Origin of the sequence: Thalassotalea litorea, assembly GCF_005843925.1 — a bacterium.
GTDB lineage: Bacteria > Pseudomonadota > Gammaproteobacteria > Enterobacterales > Alteromonadaceae > Thalassotalea_A > Thalassotalea_A litorea_A.
In genome coordinates, this window is sequence record NZ_VCBC01000011.1 from 40,774 (window position 1) to 57,394 (window position 16,621).

11 protein-coding genes are annotated in these 16,621 nt (G+C 44.0%); 8 read left to right on the forward strand and 3 right to left on the reverse strand.

What is annotated here, in order from left to right:
* Positions 1-30: 30 nt before the first annotated feature.
* The 6 genes from FE810_RS11730 to mrcB all read left to right on the forward strand — a co-directional run bounded on the left by FE810_RS11730 (position 31) and on the right by mrcB (position 11,177).
* Complete coding sequence (locus FE810_RS11730) at positions 31-2,787, forward strand: nitrate reductase (RefSeq protein ID WP_138320254.1); 2,757 nt, start codon at positions 31-33, stop codon at positions 2,785-2,787.
* The gene (gene cobA, locus FE810_RS11735; RefSeq protein WP_212744504.1) at positions 2,784-3,671 is read left to right on the forward strand and encodes a uroporphyrinogen-III C-methyltransferase; all 888 of its coding nucleotides are present in this window, start codon (positions 2,784-2,786) and stop codon (positions 3,669-3,671) included. Before FE810_RS11730 ends, cobA begins: the two co-directional genes overlap by 4 nt.
* 116 nt (positions 3,672-3,787) lie before the next feature.
* Positions 3,788-4,714 (forward strand): ribonuclease E inhibitor RraB, encoded by a 927-nt coding sequence (locus FE810_RS11740; RefSeq protein WP_212744505.1) that lies wholly within the window; start codon positions 3,788-3,790, stop codon positions 4,712-4,714.
* A gap of 422 nt (positions 4,715-5,136) precedes the next feature.
* Positions 5,137-5,997 (forward strand): alpha/beta hydrolase, encoded by an 861-nt coding sequence (locus FE810_RS11745; protein WP_138320255.1) that lies wholly within the window; start codon positions 5,137-5,139, stop codon positions 5,995-5,997.
* Positions 5,998-6,220: 223 nt separating this feature from the next.
* The gene (gene hrpB / locus FE810_RS11750; RefSeq protein ID WP_138320256.1) at positions 6,221-8,815 is read left to right on the forward strand and encodes an ATP-dependent helicase HrpB; all 2,595 of its coding nucleotides are present in this window, start codon (positions 6,221-6,223) and stop codon (positions 8,813-8,815) included.
* Positions 8,805-11,177, forward strand: coding sequence for a penicillin-binding protein 1B (gene mrcB / locus FE810_RS11755; RefSeq protein ID WP_171022344.1), 2,373 nt, complete (start codon positions 8,805-8,807; stop codon positions 11,175-11,177). The genes hrpB and mrcB overlap by 11 nt, the downstream gene beginning before the upstream one ends.
* Here mrcB and FE810_RS11760 read toward each other — a convergent pair.
* Positions 11,174-12,169 (reverse strand): 2-hydroxyacid dehydrogenase, encoded by a 996-nt coding sequence (locus FE810_RS11760; protein WP_138320258.1) that lies wholly within the window; start codon positions 12,167-12,169, stop codon positions 11,174-11,176. The two genes, mrcB and FE810_RS11760, sit on opposite strands and share 4 nt — an antisense overlap.
* A 40-nt stretch (positions 12,170-12,209) precedes the next feature.
* Here FE810_RS11760 and FE810_RS11765 point away from each other — a divergent pair, with 40 nt between their 5' ends.
* A complete protein-coding gene (locus FE810_RS11765; protein ID WP_138320259.1) occupies positions 12,210-13,247 on the forward strand; it encodes a glycosyltransferase in 1,038 nt (345 codons plus the stop codon).
* A 147-nt stretch (positions 13,248-13,394) separates the two neighbouring features.
* Positions 13,395-14,264, forward strand: coding sequence for a glycosyltransferase family 2 protein (locus FE810_RS11770; RefSeq protein WP_138320260.1), 870 nt, complete (start codon positions 13,395-13,397; stop codon positions 14,262-14,264).
* A 50-nt stretch (positions 14,265-14,314) separates the two neighbouring features.
* On the opposite strand, the gene hemL is transcribed toward FE810_RS11770, so the two are convergent.
* Both hemL and FE810_RS11780 read right to left on the reverse strand, forming a co-directional pair.
* A complete protein-coding gene (gene hemL, locus FE810_RS11775) occupies positions 14,315-15,595 on the reverse strand; it encodes a glutamate-1-semialdehyde 2,1-aminomutase (protein WP_138320261.1) in 1,281 nt (426 codons plus the stop codon).
* A 2-nt stretch (positions 15,596-15,597) separates the two neighbouring features.
* A complete protein-coding gene (locus FE810_RS11780; RefSeq protein WP_138320262.1) occupies positions 15,598-16,617 on the reverse strand; it encodes an aspartate carbamoyltransferase in 1,020 nt (339 codons plus the stop codon).
* Between the last annotated feature and the right edge of the window lie 4 nt (positions 16,618-16,621).

The window sequence follows — 16,621 nt, forward strand, 5'->3', positions numbered from 1 at the left end:
GTCTGTGTAGTTAAGCCATGTGTGAGAATTATGACCAGAGAACTCCGTAACATTGCCGGCATTAAACAAAGCACCTGCGCATATTGTGGTGTGGGTTGTGGCGTTGATATTCATCAACAAGTTAGCCCGGAATCAACTCAGATTGAAGCTGTTTCTCTGCAAGGCAGTCAGGATCATCCAGCGAATTTTGGCCGTTTGTGTGTTAAAGGCGAAAACCTTTTAGCAACCACTAGCTTGGATGACCGGCTTTTGTATCCGCATATCAAAAACGAGCGGGTTCAGTGGTCTCAAGCCATAGAGCATGTTGCCAATAAATTTAATGACATTATCGCTGAACATGGACCGGAATCCGTTGCGTTTTATGTGTCTGGGCAATTATTGACAGAAGATTACTATCTCGCCAATAAGCTTATGAAGGGCTATATCGGCAGTGGCAATATCGAAACTAACTCTCGTTTATGCATGTCATCAGCGGTCGCTGCATATAAGCGTGCTTTTGGTGAAGATGTCGTGCCATGCAGTTATCAGGATTTGGAACAAACCGATCTCATTGTTTTGGTTGGCTCTAACGCCGCTTGGACTCATCCCGTGCTGTTCCAGCGCATGCAGCATGCGAAACAAATCAATCCTGATATGAAGCTTGTCTGCATCGATCCTCGCCGCACTCAAACCGCGGCTATGGCGGATTTACACTTACCATTAAAACCTGGCACTGATGCCGTATTTTTTAACGGCTTGCTCGCGTTTATTGCTGCCGCAAATGCCTGTGACAGCCACTTTATTCAGCAACACAGTGAAGGCTTTGAACAAGCATTAGCGAGTGCCAGCAGTTACACCCCGGAACGAGTCAGCCAAATTTGCGAGCTTGGTATCGAACAGCTACTTGATTGTTATCAATGGTTTATTGAAAGTAAGCGCGCAATTAGTTTTTATTCGATGGGGATAAATCAATCCAGTACTGGCGTTGATAAATGTAATGCCATTATCAATTGTCACCTGGCCAGTGGAAAAATTGGCCGTCCAGGATGTGGCCCTTTCTCAATAACGGGTCAGCCGAATGCCATGGGGGGCAGGGAAGTTGGTGGGCTTGCCAATCAGTTAACCGCTCATATGGATATTGAAAATCCCCAGCATCGCCAAAGTGTACAGACGTTCTGGCAAAGTCCGACAATGACTCAGCAGCCGGGCTTAAAAGCTGTCGATATGTTCGATGCTATCAAAGATAACAAGATCAAAGCAGTCTGGATTATGGCGACGAATCCATTGGTGAGCATGCCAAACCGCCAGGTTATTGAGGATGCTCTGGATAAATGTGAACTGGTCGTGGTTTCTGATTGTGTAGCGACCAACGATACGATCAGCAAAGCCGATGTGACATTACCCGCCGCGGGTTGGTTAGAAAAAGATGGTATGGTAACCAATTCCGAGCGTCTTATGTCCAGGCAGCGCGGTATTATTGCCGCCCCTGGTGAAAGCAAAAGCGACTGGCAAATTATTGCTGAAGTTGCCAAAGCTATGGGCTTTTCTGGTTTTGACTACGCTTCTGTGGCCGATGTTTTCCGTGAATATGCTAAATTAACCGGCTATGAAAATAATGGCGAACGGTTACTCGACATTTCTGCGTTAGCGCAGTTAAGCGATGCTGAATATGACTTGTTAAAACCAGTACAATGGCCGGTAAATGCAAATTACCCCAATGGTTGTGCTCAGGTATTCTCGGACAATAAATTTTCAACACCTTCAGGCAAGGCTAGATTTTTGCCAATAACGCCACAGTTACCGCAAGCAAAGATTGATAACGATTATCCTTTTATTCTCAATTCTGGTCGCCTTCGCGATCAATGGCACACCATGACTCGCACTAGTCGAGCCGATGCATTAAACGAACACAGCCCGCAACCTTTAATACACATTCATCCTAAAGACGCGGCCAAGCAGCAAATCAAAGAAGGCGACTATGTCGAAGCGACTTCTCGTTTTGGTAAGTTGATTATGGCGGCTAATATCACTGAAGACGTTCGTTCAGGAGAAGTGTTTGCGCCGATTCACTGGAGCCGAACATTTGCATCTCACGGTTGTGTTTCAGCACTGTACTCCAGTGTTAACGATCCGATTTCGGGTCAGCCAGAACTTAAGCAAACACCGGTCGCGATAGCGCCAAAGGCTTATGAAACGTATGTCACCATCGTCGCTCACTCGCTGACCGAGGAAACCGATAATTTACTCTCGAAAATGATTCCGGAACGCCTTAGCGCAGATGATTTTTGGTTAAATTACCCAAATAGAGCATTACAGCAGTGGCAACTGGCGATGAATCGTGTTCCTGAAGATTTACTGAGCTGGTGCAAAACATTTTTACCGGGTCAATATCGTTGGTTACAGCAAATTGATAACAACACTAATAAAACAACATTGCTGGCATTTAACCAGGAAAGCCTGGTGTTTTATGGTCAGTTCAGTGCGCTACCCCAGGAGTTTAATCGTCCTTGGCTGCAGCACTGTTTTGATCAGGAACAACTTAACAGTGACGATCGAAGCGCTCTGTTAACTTCAATGGTATCAACAGAGTTTTGTCTGGGGAGGCAGGTGTGCAGTTGTTTTCAAGTACACCAACAAACAATTGTTGATGCCATTGAACAGGGGGCTGCTTCGGTTACTGAATTAACTGAAACCCTCGGTTGTGGTGGGAAATGTGGCTCCTGTAAACCTGAACTCGCTGCGCTTTTAGAGCATCACAATAAAGCGCCACAGCAATCTTTAATTATTCCTAGCAAGGAGGTCGCATGATCACAGCATTCGCTGACATTCACCCACTTTTTCGTAAGATGCAGGACTCCTGGCAGCGCTTTAAATTCAATAAAGACGATAGCTTAAATGGGGCGGTTGCTAAACGTGACTTAACGAAATCACCGGATTACAGCGTTTATATTATCGGTGCTGGCGTTGGCGATCCTGAGCTTCTTACCTTGAAAGCTCATCGTTTAATTGCAAGTGCTGACATTATTCTGGTCGATTGGTTGGTTTCGAAAGATATTTATCAATACTTTCCGAGCAACGCAGAAATATTATTTGTTGGCAAACGCTGTGGTAAACACAGTATGAAACAGGATGAAATCTGCGAATTGTTGCTTGCGAAGGCAAAAACCGGGCGTCGAGTGGTACGCTTAAAAGGTGGTGATCCAAGCATTTTTGGCCGTCTGGCGGAAGAAACTGAAATCTTAAACCAGAATAATATTCCTGTTGCCGTGATCCCAGGTATTACTGCCGCGTCCGGTTGTGCTGCTTATGCCGGGATCCCACTTACCCATCGCGATTGCGCCCAGAGTGTGAAATTTGTCACTGCGTCATTAAAAAGTGATGATTTAAGCTGTGACTGGCAAATTCTGGCTCAGGAAAAAGACACTTTGGTGTTTTATATGGGACTGTCACGTATTGTGCAAATTGCCGAGCGCTTACAACATCATGGCATGCGCACCGATATGCCGATGGCCATTATCGATCAAGGGACACTAGCGGAACAAAAAGTGGTTTGCGCAACATTGGCAACAGCTGAACAGGTTTTCTCTGCCCATGAGTTTCAGGGTCCGGCGTTAATTGTCGTTGGTGAAGTGGTAAACAAACGTCATCAAGTTGCTGCTTCTTTGTTGTTTTCCCAAAGCGTGTCAGCTTAAGTTTCCCCAATTTTTTGGTAAATCCATTCCATACAGAGTGCAATGACACTAATCATTGCACTCTCTTTATCTGGCTGTTAATTTGTTGAATTTCAAAAACTAGCGAGCATGATTAAATGCGCATTTTTTACTCTCTTTTCTTGTTCGTAACGGCATTTATTTATTCATCAAAAGGAATTGCTATGGAAAACACGTATTTTACCTGGGATAAGTTTGCAAATAATTACCATGATCAAGCCTTATCTGCCGATCAAGTGTTTAACAATATGCTAGAAGGTGGCTTACAAGAGAACTCTCTTCTTGAGTTTGATTTTCATTTCCTATCGGATTCGAAGGAAAAGCTTGAAGCTTTGGCTCAATTTTTATCTTCTAGCTATTCGTATCGATTAAAAGAGATTGTCCAAACAGAAAGTGGATTATGGGAATTTTCGGGTGTAACCAACGCTTTTCCAGTGACCGCTGATAATATGGTGTACTGGTCACTTGATTTGTATAAAAGAGGATACGAGCACGACGCTGAATTAGATGGATATGGTGCAATGTATGATAAGGATAATCAATCTTTTCCGGATTTTGACAATACATCTGCAGATGTATTTTTCGATTTGGGCATTGATTTATATAACAACGGTGATTTATCAGGTTCGATAATACAATGGTCAAATGTTCTGGTTATTAACAGTAAAGATGTCGATGCTTTATATTCCCGTGCCATTGTTAAAAATGAGCTTTACGCATCGTCGGCAGCGATGTCTGATTATGACAGAGCAATTGAAATAGCGCCGAATTTCTTCAGTGCTCTACTAAACCGCGGTGCATTAAAAGATGACCTCAAGGACCATCAAGGTGCCATTGACGATTATGATCAAGTAATCAAATCATTACGTGTTGAACCAGAGACATTGCAAAGAGCCCATATGAATAAAGGCAATTCACTACTTTCTCTGAAGAATACACCAGCTGCGTGTGAAAGCTGGAGCAAAGCCAGAGATTTAGGGGAAGAGTTTGCCCAGCAATTGATTGATAAGCACTGCTCGAATTAGTTAATCCAGCATGGATGAAGTCTAGTTTCTCCTAAATCAAATTGGCCTTAAAAAGTGAGAATAAATATCAAGGGGTCAGAGTTGTTGAAAATAACAACAACTCTGACCCCTTGATATAAACTCATTGAAATTATTGCATTCTGTCTTAATCGTTAAAGTGTCGCAACTATTGGTAATAATGGTTACTCCCGCAACCCGCATTTACATATTGCTGCCTGGCAAAATGAAACACCCATACAGATTCGCTTTGATCAAAAAACGATTGATTCGCAAGGGCGTAATAACAACTAGTTTTGATATTTGTCTGGGCAGTTGGAATATTACTAGATAGAATCTTTAGCTTCTTAATTAGCTATATCTTTCAATGGATTATGCAAGGCCAAATGAAAATGATTTACTGTCAGATAAACAAAGCTATTAGAATGAAATTCAGTTCAATCCAGTCGACTATTTTATGTTTGCTACTCTGTTCTGGATACCTTCAGGCTAAAGCCTCTGAGAGTACTCACTTTGAAATTCAGCGAAGTTCCGTTATTACATTGCAGTCTAAGGTACTAGACAGAAGTTACGATATCTATGTGAAACTTCCCTATGATTATCATTTGCAAGCAAGCGAATCTAAAACCTATCCGGTACTTTACCTCAATGATGGGCCTTACACCTTTAAAGTCGCTGCCGGTGTTACTCATCTGCGGCCAATGGATAAGGTGATAGTGGTCGGAATTTCATTTGCCCATGGCGAGAACGGCCAATTTAGCAGAGTCAGAGATTTAACCCCAGTTGTTGATACGAGCTGGAAAAAATATCAGACCGGAGGCGCGCCTCAATACTTATCGTTTATTGAGAAAGAGGTTTTCTCGTTTATCGAACAAAACTATCGAGCAAACCCGCGGCAACGGATTTTGGCAGGACAGTCTCTGGGCGGCTCGTTCGGCGCTTGGGTATTGCTGACTCGGCCGGAGTTATTTTCGCAATATATCCTTACCAGTCCGTCATTATGGTTCAAGCAAGATTGGATTTTCGATCTGGAGCAAGATTACGCCGACAACAATAATTTACTAAAGGCCAATGTTTATATGGCAACAGGTGCATTAGAAACCCTACAGCAAGGGGGGTCGGAAGATATGGTAGGTGGCCATCGTAAATTTACCGAACGACTTCGAGCACGAAACTATCAGGGGTTAATATTTTCAGAAGAAATTATTGAAGGTACAGATCATTATTCAACATTCCCTGTTGGTTTAACAAAAGGGTTAATGTTCGTTTATCAGCATATTCAATAATGTCGCATTACAACAACCCTTGATTGTGTCCACGAAAATGACTGAGCCGACTAAACAGACATTCAGTATCAGGGAATGATTCAACATTAAGTCGACTTTTCTGAACTCTACACACTGAATTCTTGGCGAGAGTTTCAACTCCCGCTGTTCATGTACTTGACGGATTATGCTATAACTCTCACTACTATAAAGTACGCTATTTATCTTGATTTTCGAGTAACCTTTGAACCCTGATTCTCGCCCAAATGATTCAACAGAATTGCCGATAGATTCGATCAAACAGGATTTTATCGGGGCCCTTAAAAGCCACAATACCATTTTATTAAGTGCGCCTCCCGGTGCCGGTAAATCGACCCAGTTACCGTTATGGTTATTACAAAACGATGCGAATGAGCTTGCTCATATAGATGGCACCATCATTATGCTGCAACCTCGTCGTTTGGCAGCAAAATCTGTCGCCATGCGTCTGGCAAAACAGTTAGGTGAATCGATAGGGGAAACTGTTGGCTATCGAATTCGTAATGAATCCAAGGTTGGAAAAAGCACGAGACTTCAAGTGGTTACCGAAGGTATTTTGGCAAGAATGTTACAGCATGATCCTGAGCTCGAAGGGATCGGAATGGTGATATTCGATGAATTTCATGAACGAAATTTACATGCGGATTTGGCGTTTGCATTGACTCGTGATAGCCAACAGGCGCTGCGTGAAGACTTGGTTATGTTGATGATGTCGGCAACCATAGATCTGCAAGAGTTACAACAGGCATTACCTGATGCCATTAGCTTAAGCAGTCCCGGCAGAAGCTTTCCTGTAGACATACATTATCAGCCGGCGAAACCAGGAACCGATTATCGTCAACACGCATTGAGTGTTACCAAACAAGCATTGATAAATGAGCCTGGCTCTATGTTAATGTTTCTCCCTGGCGCTGGAGACATCCGATTTATGCAGTCTCATCTTGAAGAATTTATCATCCAACAAAAGATGACAGGGCTCGAGGTTTTACCCTTATTTGGTGATTTAACCATGCAGGCCCAGCAGCATGCGATTCGTCCAGCAGGTAATGGCCACAGAAAAATTGTTTTGGCCACCAACATCGCGGAAACTTCCATAACCATTGATGGCATTGAAGTGGTGATTGATTCTGGCTTAGCGAATATGGCGAGTTTTAATCAAGACACATTGACCAATGAATTAAGGCGTCAGCCAATCGCCCAGTCTTCAGCCATTCAACGAAGTGGACGAGCGGGAAGAACCGGTCCAGGAAGAGCGATTAGACTGTACGCAAAAGAAGAGTTTGTGCGCCGCCAAGAACAGGGGCAGCCAGATATCTTGCAATTGGATTTGTTGCCTGCAACGATGGAAATTGCCGCCTGGGGGGCCAGTCAATTTTCGCAATTACCGTTTTTAGACTGCCCGGATGTTGTGACTGAAAATCGCAATTGGCAGAGTTTACTACAACTTGGTGTCGTCAATGACAAACGTCAACTGACGGCGCATGGTAAGGCAGTCAGCAAGTTTGCCGCCCATCCACGGTTTGCACATATGCTAATTCGTGCCCAGCACGTAGAAAACAACGATAACATCCATTGCCTTACCTCGTTGGCCTGCATAGTGGCGGCTTTGCTCGAAGAAAAAGATTTATATCGATTTAATCCAGAGTTTCACGAAAGCGATATCGCCTTGCGTATCCATTTATTGTTAGCAAATAGCCGTGGCGAAAAGTATCAAAACAAAGCCCTAATACAGCGAATTTTAAGTCAGGCCAAGCAATTGGCCAGACAGCTTAGCTTATCGTCGCTAGTCGTATCAGAACGACAACTTCCGTTTGATTATCTCGGGCTGTTAGTCGCATTTGCCTATCCAGAACGCATCGCCGGTAAAAGAATAAGTGGACAGGGGTACTTGTGTGCCAATGGAAAAGGTGCGCAACTTCATGCCCAGGACAGGTTTGCCGGTGAAGAGTTTCTCGCGATCGCAAATCTGCATGGTAAGGCGCTGCAAATTCGCCTCGGTGCGAGCATCCCCAAAGCGCAAATTGAGCGTTATTTTGGCTCGTTAATTACCAATAAAACCCAGCTGAATTTTGATGAGAAACGACAAAAAATTAGCGGTGAACGATTACGTTGCCTGGATAATTTAGTGCTCGAACGAAGTGCAGCACCGGACTTAATCAATGCGCAAACCCTGATTGAAATGTGGTGTGACTTCATTGAAAAGAAGGGGATTGAAGTATTGAACTGGTCACAACCTGTGACTGAATTACTATCCCGTGGTCGTTGGCTTGCGCATCAGCACAGCAAAAGTGAGGGAACGCAGTTTCCAGATTGGAGTGAGGACGTGCTTATTGCGCAACTACGCGAGTGGTTGGCTCCTTATCTGCACGATATTGTTAGTTTAAAACAACTGCAAGCGCTTAATTTTAAGGAAATTCTTAATAATAGCTTAAGTTATGAACAACAAAGCTGCTTGCAGGAATGGGCGCCGCAATATTATAGTAGTCCCACGGGTAATCGACGCCGTTTACATTATACCATTGACCAGCCCCCAAAAGTGTCATTGCCCATGCAGGAAGTCTATGGACTTTCCGCATCTCCAACTGTCGCCAACGGTCGTGTTGCCGTGACACTGGAATTATTATCTCCCGCGGGTCGCCCAATTCAGGTGACACAGGATCTTGCTGGCTTCTGGCAAGGAAGCTACCGTGAAGTACAAAAAGAAATGAAAGGCCGATATCCGAAACATTTTTGGCCAGACGACCCTCAGAATGCCAGGGCAACCACTAAAACTAAGAAACGAATGCAAGATGAACGCTAAAACTAAGGCAAAAAACAATAAGAAAAATACCAGTAAAGCGAAAAGCCAGGCAGAGCCAAAGACGCATGGTAAGACGCTTACTCGATATTTAATGACGACCGGCCTTAAGCTGGCTTTTGTGGTACTCATTGTTTTCGTTTTTTACGGGATCTATCTCGATGGGAAAGTTCGTCATAAATTTGAGGGGCAACGCTGGCAGGTGCCGGCTCAGGTTTATGGCGCGGTACCCACATTGACATTAGAGCAAAGTGTGAATTTCGATAATATCGAATTGCAGTTGCTACAACTGAACTATTCTCGCGTTTCCCGCGTCGACGAGCCAGGCGAATTCACCCGTAAAGGTCCCCGCCTAATTATTTATCGCCGCGAATTTGACTTTGGCTTGGGACTGGAAGCAGCGGCGAAAATCGAAATAGAACAAAAAGCCGGCGAAGTTTATCGCCTGTCTTTTAATGATCACGAAACCTATAAAATTCAACTCGAACCGATTCTTCTTGAGCGAATTTTATCGTCCCAGGGGGAAGATCGAGTATTTGTGCCGTTAGAGCAAATCCCTCAGTCGATGGTGGAAACCTTACTATTTGTCGAAGATAAAGATTTTTACCACCATCACGGCCTATCGTTTACAGGGATTGCCCGAGCGTTTTGGCAAAACCTAAAAGCCGGAGCAAGAGTTCAAGGTGGCAGTACCTTAACCCAACAGCTTGCTAAAAATATGTACCTGAATCGGGCAAAAACACTGTGGCGTAAAATCAACGAAGCGCTAATTGCCGTCATACTTGAACTGCGTTATTCCAAAGATCAAATTCTCGAAGCTTATGTCAATGAAGTCTACCTTGGTCAGCACTATGGCAATGGCATCTATGGTATGGGTCTGGCTGCAAATTTTTACTTCGGTAAACCGCTATCATTACTGACGGAAGAACAAGTGGCGTTATTGGTTGGGATCGTAAAAGGGCCTTCCTATTACGACCCATGGAAGCACCCAGAGCGCGCTTTGGAAAGACGGGATTTAGTTCTCAGAGTGATGTTTGAAAACCATCTGTTAGATAGAGAAACCTATCAGCAAGGTATTGAATCATCCCTCGATATTCGTCCTAACCGGCGTTTTGCACAGCGCAGCTTTCCGGCATACAGTCAACAAGTTCGTCGCGAGTTGAAGCAATTTGGTGCGACCCAAGCGTTACAATCAGGGCTGAGAATTTTTACTGGGTTTGACTTTGTCAAACAGCTCAACGCCGAACGGACGGTGCTTAATCAGTTGGACGTCCTGGAGCAACGTCAAGGAGTTGATGATTTGCAAGTGTCGATGATCATCACCAACGTATCCGATGCTTCAATCGCCGCGATCGTCGGCGATCGCAATGTAAAATATTCCGGCTTTAATCGTGCCTTGGATGCCAAACGGCCTATTGGTTCACTCATTAAACCTGCGGTTTATGTTTCAGCACTGGAACGTTTTGAACAATACAATTTGGCCACACCATTAGCGGATGAACCTCTGACTTTACAAAATGAACAAGGCCAGGTTTGGCAACCAAAAAATTACGATGGTAAATACCGACAAAAAGTCAGCTTAATACAGGGGCTGACGCAATCATTAAATATTCCTACCGTAAATCTGGGGATGACGCTTGGTTTAGATAGCGTAGCAGACACATTGAATGCGCTTGGATACGAAGCATCGGTACCAAGGAATCCGAGCACGTTACTGGGTTCGATTAGCATGTCTCCTTTGCAGGTGAGTCAATGGTATTCCACCATCGCCAATAACGGTATGTACAATAAATCCCGGGCAATCACCGCAATATATACCGGTGGTGGCAAGGTTGTCTGGCAGCAATCCCAGGTTGCAGATCAACGATTGTCACTGCAGGGGGCTTATTTAATTGATTATGCACTCAAAAATGTCGCCAAAGAAGGCACTGCTAAACGATTGGGCTGGCAATTTCCTAAACTGGCTTTAGCCGGTAAAACCGGCACCAGTAATGACCTGCGTGACTCCTGGTTTGTCGGTTATGATCAGGGGACTTTAGTGACCACCTGGATTGGCCGTGATGACAATAAGTCGATGGGGCTGACGGGAAGCTCTGGGGCGTTAACATTATACAGTGAGTTTATTGCCGCCCAAGGCGGAGAAAGTCGCTTTGATCTGTTACCTGAAGGGGTGGAAATGACCAACTTTGAGTTAGCGACGGGTAACGCGGTGACGAACGAATGCATGGCAATGGTTCGCTATCCCGCGGTCAGGGACGGATTATTCCACAGTAAGAAGTGTTTACAGCCAAAACCTAAGAAAAAATCCTGGTTTGAACGCTTATTCGGGGGCTCTTCTGACACGTCAACGGGCGGTGGTAACTAGTAAACCAATTCGTTATCACAAGGTTGGCCATCGAGGAGCAACTGAATATTATCCAAAGTCGTGCGGGCGATTGTAATCAGTGCTTCTTCGGTGAAAAATCCCTGATGGCCGGTGATCAATACGTTTGGAAAGGTCAATAAACGGGTAAAAACGTCATCTTGGATAATATCGGCCGAAAGGTCTTCAAAAAATAGCTCGCTTTCCAGTTCGTACACATCCATACCTAAAAATCCGATATGGCGGGTTTTTAAACCTTTGATTATGGCTTCACTATCAATTAGCCCGCCACGGGAGGTATTTATGATTACCACGCCAGACTTCATTTGCGCAATCGAAGAGCGATTAATAATATGTCGCGTGTTTGGTGTCAGGGGGCAATGCAAGGTAATAATATCGGCACGGGAAAATATGTCATCTTGATCAACGAATTCGATTTCTAGGGCTTTTGCTTCCGCACTCGGTGCAGGGTCATGACAAATCACGGTGCAGCCAAATCCCAGGAGAATTTTTATCGTGGCCTGGCCGATTTTTCCACAACCAATAACACCAACGGTTTTCCCATGGAGGTTAAACCCCATCAATCCATCGAGCGCGAAGTTGTTTTCTCTGACGCGAAGATAGGCTTTATGAAATTTACGACTTAAGGTCAGTAATAGCCCTATCGTGTGCTCGGCGACAGCTTCTGGCGAATATTCCGGGACGCGGCAAATCTTGATGTCCAGTGACTTCGCAGCTTTTAAATCAAGATTGTTAAACCCTGCACATCGCAACGCAATGACCCTTACGCCAAACCTATCTAATTGCTTCAGAACCTGTTGGTCAATAACATCGTTCACAAATACACATATGGCGTCATAGCCCTGCGCTAACTCTGCGGTTTGGTAGGTGAGCCTACTTTCAAAATAATGTAATGCCAGAGCATTGTTCTGATTAAATTGATCGAGAAATTGTTGGTCATATTTTTTGCTGGAGAAAATTGCGACTTTGTACATTGGCACCTTCTTAGCGTTATCTGTTTAACTATTTGATTTTATGACAATAGAATCTAATCTTAAAGCTGAGTTATCAGTATCTGCTTTATATTTTTCTTATGTGATTTATTCATATGCCATAGAGATAGCACTTAAATATGACGATAGCGTAAAGGATTTTAAACGCAAAAAATTATTACTTAACAAGGAAGTGGAAATGGAAATCAATGTTAGTGTCATTGTTCCTTTTTATTCAAGGAGCGAGCTGTTTCTAAAAGTACTGCAATCAGTATTTACACAATCGGCTCAACCGCAGGAAATTATATTACTCGAAGGTATATTTGAGCACCCCGAATTTGAATCAATTCACGTCTGTAAAAAACAAACGAATATTACCTACCTTGACGCCCAACTGAGTCTCGAAGAAGCTCGCCAAAAAGGTGCTGAGCTGGCCTCGGGTAAATATATTACTTTTCTTGAGCCAAATGAATTATGGATGGTAGATAAATTAAAAGATCAATATGAATTTATGGAATCCCACCCTTATGCTGGAGCAGTTTATGGCGGCTGTTGTAGTCTTGATGACTTTCTTTATAAAAGTAAACCTGAGCTTTTGCAAGCGAATGATATTTTGTTTAAAGAAAAGAAACAATTGACAAGTGTCATGTTAAAAACAGCAACATATCGACATATCACGGGAGTAGATTTAGCTATTCCCAAATTGGCTTCCTGGGATTTATGTATACAACTGGCTGAAAGTGGTTACGAACAGCATTGTTTGCGGCATATCAGCGTTCCGTTAGTCACTGAAGATGAAAGTGAGCGTGATAACTGTTCGCATTTATTTTGGCACGAACACCGCGAGGTGTTAAAAAAACATAAACAGCTCATTCAGAAACAACTTGGGAATTATGGATATTATTTTCTTTGGTATCGGTATCTGTTCATTGCAGGAACGCTTCGCGGAAATCTATCGGGCAGGGCAATCATGATTTATGCGTACATGATGAAGATTTTAAGTAGGACTACTTTACTTTTTGATTTTGAAGCAAACAGCGTCACTAATGATAACCTTATTGATAAAAGGCGTCTTCACTAGGAAATGCCCACCGTTCGGTTTTATTAGATATTTTTAATCGCAATGAACCCGGCAATTCTGACTTCGAGTTATAAGGCCCATTGGTGTGGTCCCGCCTATGTTTTAGGGACTATAAAAGGATATTAATAATAATTTAAAGGAGGCCAAGTGGCCATTAACGTTAGCGTAATTATTCCGTTCTACCAACGTCAGGCGGTATTTTGTCAAACGATTGAATCCGTGCTTAAACAGACCGAGAAACCTAGTGAAATCATCATTGTTAATGATGCCTCTGGCGGCGACTCGTCTGAATTTTTAAGTCAATTTTCGAAAGTCGCGACTATCATAGAGTTACCCAAAAATGTTGGAGTTTCCATGGCGCGCAATATTGGTGCAAACATGGCCAAAAGTAAGTATCTGGCATTTATTGATAGTGATGATATCTGGGAACCCGAGAAGCTCGCAATTCAATACGCTTATCTTGAAGATAATTCTAGTGTTGATTTGGTTCATACCGGTTGTAAGATGTTTGGCGAATTTGGGCAAGGCGCTGTTTACAATAACAAACCATTAAATTTAACTTGTAAAGATATTTGTTTTAAAGCTCATGTGATGTTTCAGTCAGTGATGATGAAAACGTCGTCTTTTCGCCGCGTAGGTGGGTTTGACCCGAGCATGCGGAATACAGAAGATTGGGAGTTTTCATTGCGGTTGGCTATCGGTGGCTGTACCCAGCACTTTATTGCAACCCCTTTGGTTGGGATTCGGCGCGATTTAAATGATCACCTTTCCGGTAACTGGATAGGGTATTTAAAAGGCCATCTTAAGGTTATGTCTAAACATAAAAGCTTGATGCAACGTCACCTTGGTTTATATCACTATTACGAGAAGTTACTAACCTATATTCAGGTCGCTGGCTATCGACAGAAGCGGGTATTAGGAAAAGTATTAATTGCCACAGCCTTAACGTTAAAGGCCTTCAATAAGCTATCGTTGTTAATTGAGCGGGAGAATGAAGATTCGCTCTACCAAAAATAAAATAGTCGGACAATTTAACGCCACCACCCAGATGGAGGTGGCGTCATGCCTTATAGGTTTTTAAAGCAACGCGCCGCCGCAGCGATTGTTGCATCGATATCTTCATCGGTGTGAGCGGTGGATAAGAATCCTGCTTCAAATGCACTGGGTGCCAGGTAAACACCTTCATCGAGCATCAGATGGAAGAATCGATTAAATCGTTCACCATCGCAAGCGGTCGCCTGACTGAATGAGGTTACGGTTTCCTGTTCGGTGAAGAAGAAACCAAACATCGCGCCCACATAGTTAACTGTCATTGCAATACCCGCGTCATCGGCTGCTTGTTTAAAGCCTTCAGCCAGGCGTTTGGTTTTAGCAGCTAACTCGGTATGGTGATCTTTTTCACTTAACAAGTTTAATGCCGTTAAACCTGCCGCCATCGCGATCGGGTTGCCTGACAAGGTACCTGCCTGATACACCGGACCTACCGGTGCAATGTAATCCATGATTTCGGCTTTGCCGCCAAACGCGCCAACCGGCATACCACCACCGATAACTTTGCCTAGGGTCGTTAAGTCAGGTTGAATGTTGTAATAGGCTTGTGCACCACCTAATGCAACACGAAAACCGGTCATCACTTCATCTAAAATCAACACCGATTTGTATTCATCACAAACCGTACGTAAGCCTTCAAGAAATCCCGGTACTGGTGGAATGCAATTCATATTTCCGGCGACAGGTTCAACGATAATGCAGGCAATTTCATCGCCGAATTCGGCAAAGATTTGTTTTACCGAGTCCAAATCGTTAAAGGTTACCGTCAACGTGTGTTTGGCAAAATCTTCTGGGATACCAGGTGAGTTTGGTACGCCCAGAGTCAAGGCACCGGAGCCAGCTTTGACTAACAAAGAGTCCGCGTGGCCATGATAACAACCTTCAAATTTCAGGATTTTATCACGCCCAGTGTAACCACGAGCCAGGCGAATCGCACTCATGGTCGCTTCTGTACCTGAGCTTACCATTCGCAACTTTTCCATCGATGGGACAATGGAACGTACTTTTTCGGCCATGTTAATTTCTAGCTCTGTTGGTGCACCAAAGCTCAAACCGTTTTGAGCGGTACTAATCACCGCTTCGCGAATGGCCGGATGGTTGTGGCCCAAAATCATTGGTCCCCAGGAACCGACATAATCAATGTATTTATTGTCATCGGCATCGAAAATATAGGGACCATCGGCGCGTTTAATAAAACACGGTGTGCCACCAACGCTGGAAAATGCCCGTACCGGTGAATTCACTCCACCTGGAATCGTGTCCTGCGCCTGCTGAAATAGTTGTTCAGAATGAGACATAGTTACTCACTTTTTTGTTTGTTAGAAAACCAGGTCACCGGTTTTTCGTGTTTTTGAAGGATTTCATCGACCCCTAAGGTTAAAGCAAACAGGGCCATGCGCACTAATACGCCATTTTGCGCCTGACGGAAAATCGCCAGGTTATTGTGATCATTTAAGTCAACATCCAACTCATTCGCTTCCGGACGCGAATCTCGTGGCAACGGGTGCATGATAACCGTGTGTGCTTTACAGTACTGCTCATACACTCGTTTGTTTAAACTAAAGTGACCGCGATACTGGTCCGCTTCTTCTGTGCTGGCAAAGCGTTCTTGTTGGATCCGCGTTTGATAAACCACGTCGCTGTCGAGGTTGCCCGCCATATTATCGGTGATGGTGATTTTATGGCCGGCGTTGTCGAGTACATCGACAATTGATGTCGGCATTTGCAAGGCGTCAGGGGACACTAGGGTCACATTTAAGTTCTTATACAAACTCAACAGTTTCGATAATGAATGCACAGTACGGCCATGCTTTAAGTCACCCATCAGGACAACATTTAATCCGTCAATCGATTTGCCAAAGCGTGCCATTTCTGCTTCGATAGTAAACAAATCCAGCAGGGCTTGCGTTGGGTGTTCATTGGCGCCGTCACCGCCATTGATGACAGGAACCGTTGAGCCTTCGGCAAATTCACTCACCGAGTACATGTCAGGATGGCGCATCGCCACGACATCGGCATAACCGGAAATGACCCTTGCGGTGTCAAACAAGCTTTCACCTTTCGACAGGCTCGAGCTTTCTTGGCCGACGGTTTCATGGACAAAGCCACCAAGCAGTTGAAAAGCAGTACCAAATGAAACCCGGGTACGGGTTGAGGGCTCAAAAAACAGATTGTTTAGAATTGCCCCTTCAAGAACATGACAGCGCTTTTGTCGACTGGCATAGGGGATCATTAATTTGGCAACATCGAGAATGCGTGATACGGATTCTCGATCAAACTGGGCCACGGATAAAATATGGCTACCTTGAAATTGCATCATAAAG